Here is a 16,326-nt window from a genome sequence, read left to right as displayed (position 1 = left end):
TCACGGCGCCGGCGCGCGCCCCACGCTCTGCTGCAGCCGGACCGTCGCCGCGGCCAGGTCGCTGCGGGCCTGCAGGTAGGCGAGCCAGGTGTCGTCCGCGGCGCGTTGCGCGGACAGCAGCTCCAGCAGCGAGGCCGAGCCATGCCGGTAGGAGGTCCGCATCCCTTCCAGCACGCGGTCGGCGTCGACCAGCGTGGCGTCGCGATAGCGCGCCAGGTTCTCGAAGGCCGCGTTGTACTGCGCGAACGTGACGCGCACGTCAGCCTGCGCCTTGAGCTCGGTCTGGCGCAGACCCAGCACCGCCTGCGTCACGGCGGACTCGGCCTGGACCAGGTCGCCGCGATCCAGGCGCGACAGCGGGATCGGCACCGTCAGCGACAGCGTCAGCGCGTTGGAACGCGGCGCCGGCGCGGCCGGCGAGCCATCCGGCCCGAAGACCGGCCGTCCCTGCGCCGTGTAGCCATAGCTGACGCCGATGGCCGGATCGACCGAGCGGTTGGCGCGCGTCAGGCCGGCCGCGGCGCGGGCGGTGTCGAGCGCGGCCCGCGCGCCGCGCACGTCGTCGCGGGCGTCGAGCGCCTGCGTGACCAGCGCCTCGGCGTCGTCCGGCAGGCGTTCGCCGCTGAACACGCAGCGCGGCAGGCGCTCGCCGAACTCCTCGTTCCAGCGATGGCCAAGCGGGACCGCCAGCCCTTCCATCGCCGCCGCGGCATCGGCGCGCGCCTTCACGACGGTGGCCAGGAACTGGTCACGGCCATTGCGCGATTGCAGCAGCTCCAGGCCGCCGAGATCGCCAGCGCGATGCCGCAACTCGTTCATGCGGACGATCTCGGACAGCGCGCGCAACGAGCCTTCCTGGCGCTCCAGCGCCTCGCGCGCGCGGCAGGCCTCGATGAAGGCCGCGGCCGCGTCGGCGGAGGCCTGGCGCTGGGCGCCGTCCAGGGCCGTCTCGCTCTCCTTCACCTGACTGCGCGCGAGATCGAGGCGGCGCTCGCGCTTGCCGCCCATCTCGACGGTGTAGGTCAGGCCGATGGTCTCGGCCACGCGCGGCTTGGGATTCACCGCGCTGCTGAGCTCGTTCGGCCCGGCGCCCAGCGCCAGCGAGGGATCGGGCCGCAGGCCGGCGATCCCCACGCCGGCCCGCGCCGAGACCAGCGCCTCGCGCTGCGCGGCCAGGTCGTTGCTGGAACGGACCACGGCTTCCAGATAGGCCGGGAAGGCGACATCGCCCGTGGCGACGCGCTCAGGCGCGGACAAGGCCGCCGGCTCGGCGCGGACCTCGGGCACGCCGGTCGTGATGGCGGCGATGACGGCCGCCAGCGCGGCAATCGCCGCCGGGCCGACCTGCCGGACGAAGCGCGCGATCCGGGCGGCGCGCACGGCGGAGCGATGCAGGACCAGCCGGTTCATGCGGGGGTCTCCGTAGGCTGATCGTCGAGGGACGCGCGCTCGGCCCGCCTGGCGGCGGCCTGCTCGGCGCGTTGCTCGATCCAGTGGTAAAGGGCCGGCAGCAGCAGCAGTGTCAGCAGCGTCGCGGTCGCGAGGCCGCCGACGACCACCGTCGCCAGCGGTCGCTGCACGTCGCTGCCCAGGCCGGTCGCCAGCATCGCCGGCGTCAGGCCGAAGGCGGCCACCGTCGCGGTCATCAGCACCGGCCGCATGCGGCTGGCCGCGCCTTCGAGCACGGCCTCGCGCAGCGGCATCCGGTCCTCCTTCCGGAGCCGGTTGATCTGCGCCACCATCAGCACGCCGCCGAGCACGGCCACGCCGAACAGCGCGATGAAGCCGACCGCGCTCGACACGTTCAGCGTCATGCCGCGCAGATGCAGCGCGGCGAAGCCGCCGATCATCGCGAGCGGCACCACGCCCAGCACCAGCAGCGGCTGGCGCAGGTTGCGGAACTCCGCGAAGAGCAGCAGCAGCATCACGCCCAGCGTCGCCGGCAGGATCACCGCCAGGCGCTGCTGCGCGCGCTGCAGGTTCTCGAACTGGCCGCCCCATTCGAGGTGGAAGCGCTGGCGATCGAACTGCAGCCCGCGCTCGAGCGCGGGCTGGGCCTCGGCGAGGAAGCTCGACAGGTCGCGGCCCCGCGTGTTCAGCCGCACGATGATGTGGCGCTCGCCCATCTCGCGGACGATGACGCTCTCGCCGACCGTGGTGCGGATGCGCGCGACGTCCGACAGCGGCACCTGCGCGCCGTTCGCGCCGGTCAGGCGCAGATCGCCGATGGCCTGCGGGCTGGCGCGCGATTCCGCGGTGAAGCGCACCGTCATGTCGTAGCTCTTCTCGCCGACGTAGACCTGCCCGATCGACGCGCCGCCGATGCCGGTCGAGATCAGGTTGGCGACATCGGCCGCGTTGATGCCCAGCCGCGCGGCGGCGGCGCGGTCCAGGTCGATGCGCAGGTTGGGCAGCGGCGGCTCGACGTCCACCGCCACGTCGGCCGCGCCCGGGATGCCGCGCAGCACCTCCGCGACGTGGCCCGCGATGCGGCGGCCCTCGTCGAGGTCGTCGCCGAAGACCTTCACCACCAGGTCGCTGTGCGCGCCGGACAGCTTGTCCTGCACGCCGTCGATCATCGGCTGCATGAAGGACACGGCGTAGCCCGGCATGCGCGCGTAGCGCTCGCTCAGGCGCTGGATCAGCGCCTGCTTGCCGCCGGGCGTGGTCCAGGTGTCGTAGGGCTTGAGGCCGACGCTGGCCTCGATGTGGGACGGCGTCCAGTAGTCGGTGCCGTCGTCGTTGCGGCCGGTCTGCGTGACGATGTAGGAGATCTCGGGGAACTCCAGCGTCGCGCGGCGCAGCTCGTCGGCCATCTGCGCGGCCTTCTCCAGCGTCATGCCGGGCGGCATCTGCACCTGCAGCCAGATCGAGCCCTCGTCGAGGTAGGGCAGGAAGTCGCGCCCGATCGTGCCGGCGAGCGCCACCAGCGCCAGGGCCGCGCCGGCCACCGCCGCCGCGAGGCCGCGCCGCGCGCCGACGGCCCGCGTCAGGAACGCGGCGTAGCGGCGCTGCAGCGCGTCCAGCGGCCGGTTGTGGAAGATCCTGCGCGGCCGGCGCAAGGCCAGCCAGGCCAGCGATGGCGTCAGCATCAGCGCCACCAGCAGCGCGCCCACCAGCGCCGCGCCGACGGCATAGGCCATCGGGCTGAAGAGCTTGTACTCGATGCGCTCGAACGCGAACAGCGGCAGGTAGGCGGCCGCGATCACGGCCATGCCGAAGAAGATCGGCCGCGCCACCTGCAGCGTCGCGGTGATCGCGTCGCGCGGCGTGAGCAGGCGATCGGCCTCGCGCTCGCGGCGGCGCAGGATGTTCTCGACCACCACGACCGCGCCGTCGACGAGGATGCCGAAGTCGATCGCGCCGAGCGACAACAGGTTCGCGGGCACCTTCGCGTGGTGCATGAAGATGAAGGCGAACAGCAGCGCCAGCGGGATCGTCGCGGCCACCACGACGGCCGCGCGCGGGCTGCCCAGGAACAGCAGCAGCACCAGCGTCACCACCAGCATGCCTTCGATCATCGTGTGGCTGACGGTGTGCGCGGTCTTCTCGATCAGCGTCGAGCGGTCGAGGTAGGGCACGACCTTCACGTCGCCGGGCAGCAGCTTGGTGTTGAGCTCCTCGACCGCCGCGTGCAGGCCGTCGAGCGTGCGCGACGGATTGGTCTCCTTGAGCAGCAGCACGATGCCTTCGAGCGTGTCGCCGTTGCGGTCCTTGCCGAGGATGCCGCGGCGCTCGACGTTGCCGTAGCGCAGCTGGCCGAGATCGCGCACCAGCACCGGCACGCCGCCGGCGCTCTTCACGACCACGTTGCCCATGTCCTCGAGCGAGTGCAGCAGGCCGACGCCGCGCACGACGTAGGACTGCTCGCCGCGATCGACGACGCTGCCGCCGCCGCTGTTGTTGTTGGCGTTGATGGCGTCGATGACCTGGGTCAGCGTGAGGCCGTACTGGGTCAGGCGGGCGGGGTCGAGCTCCAGCATGAACTGCGTGGTCAGGCCGCCGAAGTTGGTGACGTCGACGACGCCCGCGACTTTCTTCAGGCGCGGGATGACGGTCCAGAACTGCAGGTCGGAGAGCTCGCGCAGGCTGCGGGTGGGGCTCTCGAGCGTGTAGCGGTAGATCTCGCCGGTGGGCGAGGTGTAGGGATCGAGGCCGGGCTTGGCGCCGTAGGGCAGCGTGAGCTCGGCCAGGCGTTCCTGCAGGCGCTCGCGCGACCAGTAGCCCTCGACGCCGTCCTGGAACACGACGGTCACCAACGACAGGCCGAACAGGCTGCGCGTGCGCAGCACCTGCATGCCGGGCGTGCCCAGCAGCGCGCGCTCGATGGGGATGGTGATCTGCTGCTCGACCTCCTCGGCGGCCAGGCCGTTGACCTGGGTGACGATCTGGGAGGTGACGTCGGCGATGTCGGGGTAGGCCTCGATGGGCAGCTGGCGGAAGCTGTGCACGCCGTAGAGCGCGGCGAACACGAACACCAGCCAGACGATGCCGCGGCGGTCGAAGCAGAGGCTGACGAGGCGTTCAATCATTGAGCAGCACTCCCTCGCGCACGACGACGCGCTCGCCCGGCTTGAGGCCGGACAGGATCTCGACCGCGCCGCCGAGCGAGGCGCCGACGGTGACGTCGCGCGCGGCGTAGCGGCCCGGCGCGCGCTCGACGAAGACGCGCGTGAACAGGCCGCTCTGCAGCAGCGCGGAGGCCGGCACGACCGGGGCTTCGTGCGATGGCCCGGCGAAGAGCACCTTCGCGAACATGCCGGGGCGCAGGCGGCCGTCGGCGTTGTCCAGGATCAGGCGGACCTTGACGGTGCGGGTGTCGGGATCGAGCACCTCGCCGAGGTAGCGCACGGTGCCCTCGCGCGGCGCGTCGGGATAGGCGTTCAGGCGCACGCGGGCGCGCTGGCCGACGAAGACCTGCGCGAGGTCTTTCTCGGGCACGGCGGCGGTGAGCGAGACCTGGCTGAGATCGGCGATGGTCATCAGCGGCGCGTTGATGTCGTTCCAGTAGCCGCCTTGGGCGGCGCTCATCTCGATGACGCGGCCGGCGAGCGGCGCGCGCACGACCAGGCGGCGGCCGGTGGTGTCGCTGGCGCCGAGCTGCGCGAGCTTGGCCTGCGTGGTGCGCACGTCGCTCTCGGCCTGCGAGCGCGCGAGCTGGGCGGCCTCCAGGTCCTTGCGGGCGGAGATGTCGGCGTCGAAGAGGAGTTGCTGGCGGGCCAGGTCGCGGCGCGCCTGGGCGGCGGCGTCGCGGGCCTTGGCCGCGTCGCCGCGGGCGGCGCTCAGGTCGGAGGAGTCGAGCGTGAACAGCACGTCGCCCGCGCGGACCGCGTCGCCGAGCGCGCGATGCAGGCGATCGATGCGGCCGCTGACCGGCGGCGTGATGCGCGCGAGGTGGTCGGGCAGCGCCTCGATCGAGCCGGGCGCGGTGATGGGTTGCTCGACGGCGCGGCGCTGCACCTCGGCCACGACGATGCGGCCGCGCAGCGGCGAGCGCTCGGGGACGACGACCTCGGCGCCTTCATGGCGCAGCGCGACCTGCGCGGAGGGCGCATCGGCGCGCGCCTCGCTGTCGCAGCCGGAGACGAGCAGCAGCGGCAACAGGGCGAGCGCGAACGGACAGGCTCGCGCGGCGCGGGACCTGAGGGATGGCCTCATGAGGGGTTCTCCGGGAGATGGGATGCGGATGGGAATGGGCGCTGACGGCGCGGCGAGGGTCGGCGCCGGCGCCGGCGGGCGGCAGAGTACGAAAGCCCGCCTGAAGGAATCCTGAACTTCGGGTCAAGATGCCCGGGGGGATCACACTGAATGGCGTGAAGCGCACGCCACAGCATCACGCCCCTTCAATTGCGAGCGCCACGGTTCGTGCCAGAGTGACAGGTCTTGCTGATGGGTGTCTTCTGTAGAGCGTGGTCCTCGGCGATCAATGCTCGAACAGTAGATGCGATGCCACTCCGGACTTGCGGCGCATGAGGGCATCGCTGTAGACTTCGCCGCAACACACCCGCCACACGTCCTGGTTTTCGGCCAGGGTTCTGCGCAAGCAGACGTGCAAAAGGCGGGTTTTCTATTTGGGTGTCTGAACGTGACCCAACAGAAGGTGTCGTACCAGAAGAAGGCCTCCACACCGGAGGTCGTGCTTCAAAAGCTCCAAGACCAGGGAATGGTCCTCAAGAGCATGGCGAAAGCTCAGGCGCTCAGCTACCTTCGCTGTGTCGGCGCTTATCGACTCAAGGGCTATTGGCACCACCTGATGGACAGGGGCTCCAAGCGCTTTCCCGCAGGCACGTCCTTCGATCAGGTCGTGGGTCGATGCGAGTTCGATCGCGAGTTGCGATCCGCCACGATCACGGCGATCGATCGGCTCGAGGTGGCAGTCCGCACATCAATCGCCGATGCGCTCAGCCTGAAGCATTCGCCCCATTGGTTCTTGCTTCCCAGCATCTTCAAGCCCACGCGCGAGTGGGGCATCGGTCAACTGATTCGAAAGATCGAGGAAGAAGTGCGTCGCGCTGAGGGGAAGCGCTTTGTTGAGCACTACAACTCGAAGTACGACGAGCCGTACCTTCCGCCCAGTTGGGCTATTTCGGAATGCGTCAGCTTTGGCCTCTGGTCGCGCACTTATTCGATCCTGCGAGACACAGGCGACAAGCGGGCGATTGCAAAGCGCTTTGCCATCGATGAGCCCGATGTCTTCAAATCCTGGATCCACAGCTTGACTGTGGTCCGCAATCTGGTGGCGCACCATCACCAAGTGCTGCGTGTGAAGCTTGGCGTTGCTCCGGCCAACTACAAGAAGGCGGGCATCAAGTTCACTGATCAGAAGAGCTTCTTCGCCACCGCGACGATCATTCAGTACTTGCTCCGCCATACCGGCCTCCCGAACACATGGGCCGCCGATCTGGAAGAGATCTTCATGAAGTACCCGACTGTGTCGCCAGCGGAGTTGGGTTTTCCCGTGAGCTGGAGGTCTGAACCAGGGTGGGTCTGACGCACCGGTTGAGATCTTGGCCTGGATGGCAGCCTTGCTCGAGGACGAGGTCATCACCGAGCGATGCGCGCCATTTGATCGCGCGGGTCGCAGGCCGTCGCTGGACTGACTCCAGGAGTTCCACTCAAGCCACAGGTGGCGGCGCGGAATTTCGCGACGGGTATTCGGCGATCTGCAACTGGGCGTCCGCCCCCTGCGTGCGCCCCGCCTTGACGACGACGTTGATCCCATCGATGGCCGATGACCTGCCGCGCTCGAAGAGGTTCATCGTCGAACGCCGCCATGTGGAGGGCTCGTTCAACAGCTGATCGCGGTCCGCCTTCACCGACTGCGCCATCGCGTCGTTGCCCGTCATGCTCGCGACGTCCTGAAGCATGTACAGCGTCTCGAAGTGGCCCGAGGCCTGCGGCATCATCGTGTCGTGGATGTTGTAGTGCGCGAAGTTGCTGCTCTGCAGCCCCTGCGCCCGCTCGAGGAAGCTGTCGAGATCCCGGTGGGCGAGGTCCCGGCCCTGTGTCTGCTTCTGCGCCTCGGTCCAGCCGCTCAGCGTTTCGAGGTAGCGCTGGATCCACTGCTCGCGATTGAGTTCGACCTCGGCCATCAGCGGCTGCGGCGAGTTGTAGAAACGGTCGTGGTCGGCATCGATGGTGCCGGCGAAGTCGAGCACCGTCACCGACACCTTCTCGTAGGACTGGCCGAACTCGCGCGTGCTGGACAGGAGCATCGGCCCCTTCACCCCAGTGATCCCGGTGGACTCCGGCGGAGCAGCCGCGGGAGATGGCGCCGGCGCATGTGCCGCGACTGCTGCCGGTGCTGCATGTGAGGCATGCGGCGGACGCGGGTAGTTGTTCGGATCGCCCACATTGGCCGTGAGACTGGCCGAGGCGCGGAACTTGTGGTGCGCGATCGAGACCTGCTCGTTGAGCACGCGCACGTTGCCCGAGTGGTCCGCATAGAGCTGCTGCTGCCGCTCGGTCGACAACTGCACCGAGGCATTGGGACCGAACGTGGCATCGCGCCGTCCCGGACGCGGGTCACCCACGCTGAGACCGGCCGATGCGGACATCTCCAGCACGCTGCTCGACGTGTCCTGCGTCATGTCGGAAATGATGAGCTTCCCGTTGCGCGCCAGCAGCGCGGAGACCGCATCGTCGAAGGGCTGTCCGCGTTCGTCGCGCAGCGTGTCCCATCGGGCGAGGTCGCGCACCACGTTCTTCAGATTCTCGATCATCTCGGGCAGGCGGCCCGGCTCGCGCCGGATGCGCATGATGGCGCCTTCGACCTGCGTGCTGCTGTACCCGCCTTTCAGGCCGCCGGAGAGGCGCAAGCCCAGCACGTCCTCGGCGAGCTTGAAGGTCGGCCCCGCGCTCAGCCCCAGCTCGCCACCGGCCTGCCGGATCGAGCCGGCGGTGATCTGCAGGCCTTGCATCGGATGAAAGATGTCGAGGAAGGCTTCGCGCCTCACCTGGGCGCTGGCCACGGGCGTGATCAGCGGGTGGCCCGCCGCCGGCGTGGAGATCGACATGTTCGACAGCAACCCGGCGCCCGCGACGGCACCGTCTGCGGCGCGCAGCCGCGTGCGCAAGTCCCAGCCGTCGAGCTTGGCGCACAGGTCGTCGACGAAGCGCTGCCGGCCATCGGCCGCGGGCGACAGCAGGTGGCGGGCCGCGGACAGGCGCTCGTTGGCCCCGGCCGCCAGCGTGGCCGTCTGCGCCGCGTCCTGCGTCGCGGGCTGCGGTGAACGGGCAGCGATGGCCTGCAGCATGGACGCGGCGCGCGTTGCCATGGCCAGCAGCGGCTCGGCGGGCGGCATGGGCACCGGCGCGCCCTGCAGCGCCTCGCGGGCCCGCGCCCGGATCGACGCCATCTCCGCGTTGGTCGGCGTGTGAGCCGGGGACAGGCCGGGGTGCGCCTTCATGAAGGCGCCGAGCGCGTGGCCGATGGCCGCTTCGGGCGACGGCGCCTCGCGCCTCGCGAAGGCCTGGTCGATGAGCTGACCGCCGGCGCGCTCCAGCGCGTGGGCGGCAGCGTCCAGATGCTCGCGCACCTGCACGGAGGGCGTGCGCACGCCGACGGACGCGCCCACCGTGTCGAGCCGCTCCAGCACCCCGGCTCGCAGCGGCGTCTTCTTGCCCAGCGGATTCAGGCTGGGCGGGTCCAGCTCCTGTCGCTGGCGCGTCAAACCCCGCTCGACATCCGCCGCGGGCGCGGCGCCAAGGCCCAGCATCTGTTGAACCCGGCTCGCGAAGCCGGCCTCGGGGGCCTGCGCGCGATCGATCCATTGCGTGACCAGCTTGGTCAGGCGCTTGTTGACACGGCCGTAGTGCGACTCCGGCGCATTGGAGACGAAGCCCATGCGCACGGCGCGCAGCGCCGCCAGATCGCGCTGGCTGGTCACTGCGTCCGTGTCCGATCCGGCGCTGGCCAGGGCCGCGCGCTTGGCGCCATCGAGCCACGTCCGTACGGGTCCGGATGATTCCTGCCGCTGCGCGAGGTCCGCGCGCCAGAAGGCCCGCACATCGAGCGACTGGGCCGTCACCTCGGCGACCGTGGCCTGGTCGCGCGCCGCGAGCATCAGCACCTCGGTGCCGCGGTGCACGCCGCTCATCAGGCGGAACAGCGCCCTCACGTCGGCCTCGGCCGGCGCGGGCCCATCGTTCGCGTGGGCCGACATCCAGCTCAAGGTGGGCGCGCCCATCAACGCCCGCAACGCATCGGCGGCGCGCGCCGTGTCGCCTGCCGTCACATGCGCCAGCATGCGGGACGTGGCCTCCAGCATCGAAGACCGCGACATCGCCTCCTTCAGCGGCTGATCGGGCAGCCGGTCCGCCAGCGCCTGCAACTGGGCGCTGAGGGCGGGCACCGGCTCGGTGGCCATGAAGCCTGGCGGATGGGTCACCATCAACGCCACCAGGCGATGCTCGGCCGCGTTCAGTGCCGTGTCGTGATGTTCCTGGATCTGCCGCGCGCCCTCGGCAGCCGTCTGCACCGCCGGCCACTGGCGCCCCACCTCGTCGAGCTCGGGCCGGTGCTCCGGCCCGGCCGCGCCGAGCCGCCGGTCGATGCGATCGAGCTCGCCCGCCGCGAAATCCAGCCGCACTCGCGTCGCCGTGTGCATGCGGGCCGCGGCCCCGAGATTGCGCAACTGCGCCGACGACAGCACCGTGTCGAGATCGGCCGCCGCCGCGCGCAGCGTGGTCTGCGTGACCCCGCCCGGCGCGGCCCGGTGCTCGCGCGCCGCGGCATCGAAGGCGCCCTTGGCGGCGTCGAGCCGTTCGCTGAAACCGGGGTCGGCCGGCGCGCGCGCCACCTCGGCCGCCCGGCTGTGATGGATCGGATGCATGCCGCCGCCGGGCTGATTCGCGCCCAGCGGCACCACGGCGCCGTTCTTCTCGCCGGTGAGCAGGCTGGCCATCGGCGCCGGAAAGGCCGAAGGGATCACCCCTGGCGGCGAAAGCGCGGCCACGCGGCGGCGCAGTCGGGAGGTCCCCGGCCGGTCCATGTTCGACGGCGCATCGGCCATGGCCCGTCCGGACACTTTCAGCACCTCGGCCTGATCGGGCTCACGCTGGCTGCGCGAGCGCAGGGGATGCCCGGCATCGCCCAGCAGCTTCGGGGCCGCGGGTTGTTCGGGGTGTTCACGCGTGCGCTCGGTGCCCGGCACGACGAGGGTGGCGCTCAGCGGGCGCGCGTTGAGCCATTCAGGCATGGGTGCTCCTTGACGGAGCAACAGTAGGCGGCTTGCCCGCGCAGGGCCCGCCGGACCCGAACGCGAGGCGGCTTTTACGAAGCCGGGGGAGCGGGTCGATTCACGCCGGCGCGTTCAATTCGTCGATCTGCTCCGGCGATCCCACGTTCGCCCAAGGGCCCGTGTACAGCTCGGCGGTCACGGCCTTCGCGCCGATCGCGCGGTCCAGGCTGAAGCGGATCCGCTGGTGCTCGCCCGGCTTCACGCCGTCGAAGAACGCGCGCTTGTACAAGCCGATGTTGCTGTAGACCTCGAGGTCCCCGGCTATGGTCGCGAAGCCATCCGCGTCGATGCCGAAATCGCCCGTCGGATGCCGTGCCTGCTTCGGCACGAACCACAGATGCGCCAGCAGTGGACTTGCCGCGAACGCCGCCGCCTTCTCCGCGTCGAACACGAACTCCGGGATGAAGATGTCCGCCGACACTGCCCAGAATGCGTCGTCGCCATCGGCGCACAGCAGGTCCAGCGCGGTCGCGATGCCGCCGCCTGTCTCCAGCGCCCGTCCGTAGCGCTCGCCTTCATGGCTGTAATGCAGCTTCACGCCGAAGCGCGTGCCGTCGCCCAGCGCCGCCTCGAACTGTTCCGCCAGCCACGCGGTGTTGATCACGAGGTCCCGGATGCCTGCCCGCGCGAATGCCTCGATGTGCCACTCGATCAGCGGCTTGCCGCGCACTGTCAGCAGTGGTTTGGGCGTGTGGTCGGTCAACGGCCGCATGCGCTCGCCGCGCCCGGCCGCGAGGATCATGGCTCGCATCGGTCTACCAGGAAATGAGCCCGGCAGTTTAACGACCCGCTCCCCAGCGCCCCACTCTAGTGACCCGCCGCGGACCCGCTTTGGGATGCTCCGCTAGGCGCGAACCGGAGCCATAGCCCAGCTATGGCGAGGATTCGCAACAACGCGGAGCGCCCAAAGCGGGTTCGCGGCGGGTCACTAGAATGCCGGGTTTGCCCCCACCACCTCGCCGAGACCCCCACCATGGCCGACACCGCCGCTGACGTCGTCACCACCCCGAACACCACCCAGATGGCCAATGCCATCCGTGCCCTGGCGATGGACGCCGTCCAGCAGGCCAACTCCGGCCACCCGGGCGCCCCGATGGGCATGGCCGAGATCGCCGTCGCGCTGTGGAAGCGCCACCTGCGCCACAACCCGGCCAATCCGCTGTGGGCCGACCGCGACCGCTTCGTGCTGTCCAACGGCCACGGCTCGATGCTGATCTACGCCCTGCTGCACCTGACCGGCTACGACCTGCCGATCGCCGAGCTCAAGGCCTTCCGCCAGATGCATTCCAAGACCCCGGGCCATCCGGAAGTCGGCATCACCCCGGGCGTCGAGACCACCACCGGCCCGCTCGGCCAGGGCCTGACCAACGCCGTCGGCCTGGCGCTCGCGGAAAAGCAGCTGGCCAAGGAATTCAACCGCGACGGCCACGCCATCGTCGACCACCACACCTATGTCTTCATGGGCGACGGCTGCCTGATGGAAGGCATCAGCCATGAAGCCTGCTCGCTGGCCGGCTCGTGGAAGCTGAACAAGCTGATCGCGATCTACGACGACAACGGCATCTCCATCGACGGCCAGGTCGGTCCCTGGTTCGGCGACGACACCGCCAAGCGCTTCGAGGCCTATGGCTGGCAGGTGATCGGTCCGGTCGACGGCCATGACGTCGACGCCGTCGACGCCGCCATCGCGCTGGCCAAGACCAGCAAGGACAAACCGTCGCTGATCATCGCCAAGACCCACATCGGCAAGGGCAGCCCGAACCGCGCCAACACCTCCAAGGCCCACGGCGAGCCGCTGGGCACCGAGGAGATCAAGCTGACCCGCGAGGCGCTGGGCTGGTCGCACGAGCCCTTCGCGCTGCCCGCCGAGGTCTATGCCGACTGGGACGGCAAGGCCGCCGGCGAAGGCTTCGAGAAGGGCTGGGACGAGAAGTTCGATGCCTACGCCATCGCCTTCCCCGAACTGGCGGCCGAGTTCTCGCGCCGCATCGCCGGCGTGCTGCCGGCCAATTTCGCCGACGTCGCCGCGCAGACCGTCATCGGCGCGCATGACAAGGCCGAGACCGTCGCCACCCGCAAGGCCAGCCAGCTCGCGCTGGAAGCCTTCACCGCCGCGATGCCCGAGCTGCTGGGCGGCTCGGCCGACCTGACCGGCTCCAACCTGACCAACACCAAGAGCACGCCCGCCTTCCGCCTGGAAGCCGACGGCAGCTCCAATGGCGGCCGCCACATCAACTACGGCGTGCGCGAGTTCGGCATGGCCGCGATCATGAACGGCGTCGCGCTGCATGGCGGCTTCATCCCCTACGGCGGCACCTTCCTGACCTTCAGCGATTACAGCCGCAACGCCATCCGCATGGCCGCGCTGATGAAGCAGCGCGTGATCCACGTCTTCACGCACGACTCCATCGGCCTGGGCGAGGACGGTCCGACGCACCAGTCCGTCGAGCACGTGTCGAGCCTGCGCCTGATCCCCGGACTGGACGTCTGGCGTCCGGCCGACACGGCCGAAACCGCCGTCGCCTGGACCATGGCCCTGGCCAGCAGCCAGCGCCCGAGCGTGCTGGCGCTGAGCCGCCAGAACCTGCCCTACCTGAAGAAGTCGGGCGAGGCCGTGGACGCCATCACCAGCGGCGGCTACGTGCTGAGCGAGCCGGCCGACGTCGGCCTGAAGAAGAAGGCGCAGGCGGTGCTGATCGCCACCGGCTCGGAAGTGCAGCTGGCCATCGCCGCGCAGCAGCAGCTGGCCGTGGCCGGCATCGCGGTGCGCGTGGTCTCCATGCCCTGCACCAGCCTGTTCGACCGTCAGGACGCCAAGTACAAGCAGAGCGTGCTGCCGGACGGCCTGCCGCGCGTCGCCATCGAGGCCGGCGTCACCGACCTGTGGTGGAAGTACGGCGTCTCGGCCGTGGTCGGCCTGGACACCTACGGCGAATCGGCCCCGGCCAACGTGCTGTTCAAGCACTTCGGCTTCACGCCGGAGAACGTCGCCGACACCGTCAAGGTCGTCGTCGGTCAGGCCCGGCTGAAGCGCTGAGCCTTTCCGCGCGGATGATGAAGGAGGTGGTTCAGCCACCTCTTTTCACGTCCGGCAACAAAGAGGGAGGGGCGATGGTCGCCACGAACACGAAGCGCGCGCTGTTGAGCCTCGCGCTCGCGCTGATGAGCGGCGGGAGTGGCGCCCAGACGCCGGATCCACGCGACGACGAAGCAGAGGCGCGCAAACGCATCAAGGAGTCGGCCTTGCCGGCCGACACCTGCCTGCAACGCCCGTCGGAGATGTTCTATTACCCGTCCGCCGCACTGAAGAGGGACCAGAGCGGCCTCGTCCGCCTGGCATTGACCTTCCGGCGGCCAGACGCACCGCCGGAGGTGGAGGTGCTGACGCTGGTGGGCGGCCCCCCCTTCCTCCGGGCAGCCAAGGAACGCGTGGCGCAGCACCGCATGCCCTGCCTGACCCCCGACTCGGCGCCGGTCAGGATCGTCGAGGACATCCAGTTCACCGCGACGCCCGAGCCTGAGTCCCACCGCGCCGCGCCAGAGCCCGAAGACCCGTCCTCGCCGCGCAGGGACGAGTTGGCGCGCTGCCTGCGGACCTCGACGCAGGGGCCGATCGTCGGTGATGCCGGCGACAAGGACGCCAACGCCATCCTGCAGATCACCTTTTCCGTGCCGGACGAGCCTCCCGCGATCAAGGTGATCTACAGCTCCGGACCACCCGCGCTGCTGGAGGCGTTCAAGACCAGCGTGTCGAACTGGCGCATGCCCTGCATCACGCCGCAGGACGAGCCCGTGGTCTACCAGCAGCAGTTCAGGTACCAGCCCGATGCCCAACGCACGGTGATCGCCAATCCGCTCCCGCTGCCCGCCTTTCTCAGCAACGTGAAGGGCATCCGCACCATGGTGGTGAAGTTCAATTTCGATGAGATGGGCTGCCCGTTCGACGTCTCCTGGCGGTTCAACATGCCGGTGATGCCCAACTACGCTGGCCAGGTCGGCCCGGCATCCAGCTACGACGCACGGCGCGAGCCGTTCCTGAAGTGGCTGACGACGCTCGAACTCGACCTGACGCCGGAGCGCTTCGAGCGGCTGCTCGGCCAACACACACGCATCCAGGTCGGCTGCGGTTCGCTCAATCTCTCGGACGACTGAGCCGCCCCGGCACTGAAACCGGGGCGGTGTCGTCGCCGTAACCCGGTAACCCGCTGGAAACGCCGGGCACCGCTGATCTGTTCAAATCGAGCGTTTCCGGCCCCGGCGGCCGGACCCGACATTCGTGAGGCGCGGCGTCCGCAGGATGGACGGCGAGCCCCTAGGCGCACCGCTTTCATTTCACTCGCAGGAGACTTTCCTCATGACCATCAAGATCGGTATCAACGGCTTCGGTCGCATCGGCCGCATGGTGTTCCGCGCCGCCGTGGCGAACTTCAAGGACATCCAGATCGTCGGCATCAACGACCTGCTGGAGCCGGACTACCTGGCCTACATGCTCAAGCACGACAGCGTCCACGGCCGTTTCAACGGTGACGTGGCGGTCGACGGCAACACGCTGATCGTCAACGGCCAGCGCATCCGCCTGACCCAGGTCAAGGATCCCGCCGAGCTGAAGTGGAACGAGGTCGGCGCCGACATCGTCGTCGAGGCCACCGGCCTGTTCCTGACCAAGGAAACCGGCGAGAAGCACCTGGCCGCCGGCGCCAAGAAGGTCATCATGTCGGCCCCGTCCAAGGACGACACGCCGATGTTCGTCTACGGCGTCAACGACAAGACCTACGCCGGCCAGGCCATCATCTCCAACGCCAGCTGCACGACCAACTGCCTGGCCCCGCTGGCCAAGGTGCTGAACGACAAGTGGGGCATCAAGCGCGGCCTGATGACCACCGTGCACGCCACCACCGCCACGCAGAAGACCGTCGACGGCCCGTCCAACAAGGACTGGCGCGGCGGCCGCGGCATCCTCGAGAACATCATCCCGTCCTCCACCGGCGCCGCCAAGGCCGTGGGCGTGGTGATCCCCGAGCTCAACAAGAAGCTGACCGGCATGTCCTTCCGCGTGCCGACCTCCGACGTCTCGGTCGTCGACCTGACCGTCGAGCTGAGCAACAACGCCACCTACGCCGAGATCTGCGCCGAAATGAAGGCCCAGAGCGAAGGCGCGCTCAAGGGCGTGCTGGGCTACACCGAGGACAAGGTCGTCGCCACCGACTTCCGCGGCGACCCGCGCACCTCGATCTTCGACGCCGACGCCGGCATCGCCCTGGACGGCACCTTCGTCAAGCTGGTGTCCTGGTACGACAACGAGTGGGGCTACTCGAACAAGGTGCTGGAGATGGTCAAGGTCGTCGCCAAGTAAGCGACCTTCCCTCCCCTTCCAAAACCCCGCCCGGCGGGGTTTTTTCTTGCCGGCGATATCCCCTCCCCGCTCCGCCGGACCGGCTCACGGCAAACGATCACGACTTCTTCACCAGCCAGTTCATCGTTGTGTGAGGAATCCCCTCTTCTAGGTGACGCGCCGATGTGAATGTGTCAGGGCATTAGCAACTTCTTGGTGAGCACACCCCTAAACTGACTAGCCCAGTTTTGT

At 69.4% G+C, this 16,326-nt stretch carries 9 protein-coding genes; 4 read left to right on the top strand and 5 right to left on the bottom strand.

The genetic code is table 11. The features are described from left to right. From ACEN96_RS03650 to ACEN96_RS03640, 3 genes are read right to left on the bottom strand one after another with little or no spacing between them, the layout of a single operon-like run. A complete protein-coding gene (locus tag ACEN96_RS03650; RefSeq protein WP_495586692.1) occupies nt 1-1,410 on the bottom strand; it encodes a TolC family protein in 1,410 nt (469 codons plus the stop codon). After that, the gene (locus ACEN96_RS03645) at nt 1,407-4,532 is read right to left on the bottom strand and encodes an efflux RND transporter permease subunit (RefSeq protein WP_495586691.1); all 3,126 of its coding nucleotides are present in this window, start codon (nt 4,530-4,532) and stop codon (nt 1,407-1,409) included. Before ACEN96_RS03645 ends, ACEN96_RS03650 begins: the two co-directional genes overlap by 4 nt. After that, a complete protein-coding gene (locus ACEN96_RS03640; RefSeq protein ID WP_495586690.1) occupies nt 4,525-5,658 on the bottom strand; it encodes an efflux RND transporter periplasmic adaptor subunit in 1,134 nt (377 codons plus the stop codon). The genes ACEN96_RS03645 and ACEN96_RS03640 overlap by 8 nt, the downstream gene beginning before the upstream one ends. A 427-nt stretch (nt 5,659-6,085) precedes the next feature. Between ACEN96_RS03640 and ACEN96_RS03635 the strand changes: the two genes are divergently transcribed. Continuing rightward, the gene (locus ACEN96_RS03635) at nt 6,086-6,991 is read left to right on the top strand and encodes an Abi family protein (protein WP_495586689.1); all 906 of its coding nucleotides are present in this window, start codon (nt 6,086-6,088) and stop codon (nt 6,989-6,991) included. Between the two features lie 124 nt (nt 6,992-7,115). Here ACEN96_RS03635 and ACEN96_RS03630 read toward each other — a convergent pair whose 3' ends face one another. After that, nucleotides 7,116-10,700, bottom strand: a complete 3,585-nt coding sequence (locus ACEN96_RS03630) for a hypothetical protein (RefSeq protein ID WP_495586688.1) — start codon at nt 10,698-10,700, stop codon at nt 7,116-7,118. 100 nt (nt 10,701-10,800) lie between these two features. After that, entirely contained in the window at nt 10,801-11,484 is a 684-nt protein-coding gene (locus ACEN96_RS03625; protein ID WP_495586687.1) for a nucleotidyltransferase family protein, read from the bottom strand. Between the two features lie 231 nt (nt 11,485-11,715). Between ACEN96_RS03625 and tkt the strand changes: the two genes are divergently transcribed. The 3 genes from tkt to gap all read left to right on the top strand — a co-directional run bounded on the left by tkt (nt 11,716) and on the right by gap (nt 16,095). After that, nucleotides 11,716-13,779, top strand: a complete 2,064-nt coding sequence (gene tkt / locus ACEN96_RS03620; protein WP_495586686.1) for a transketolase — start codon at nt 11,716-11,718, stop codon at nt 13,777-13,779. Nucleotides 13,780-13,853: 74 nt separating this feature from the next. Further along, nucleotides 13,854-14,894, top strand: coding sequence for a hypothetical protein (locus ACEN96_RS03615; protein ID WP_495586685.1), 1,041 nt, complete (start codon nt 13,854-13,856; stop codon nt 14,892-14,894). A gap of 202 nt (nt 14,895-15,096) precedes the next feature. Further along, nucleotides 15,097-16,095: a type I glyceraldehyde-3-phosphate dehydrogenase gene (gene gap / locus ACEN96_RS03610; RefSeq protein ID WP_495586684.1), complete on the top strand. Its 999-nt coding sequence runs from the start codon at nt 15,097-15,099 to the stop codon at nt 16,093-16,095. Nucleotides 16,096-16,326: the final 231 nt, after the last annotated feature.

This window comes from Roseateles sp. Mitsp63 (assembly GCF_059491535.1).
The sequence above is the reverse complement of the archived record's forward strand: the minus strand, read 5'-3'. Positions and strand labels throughout refer to the sequence as shown.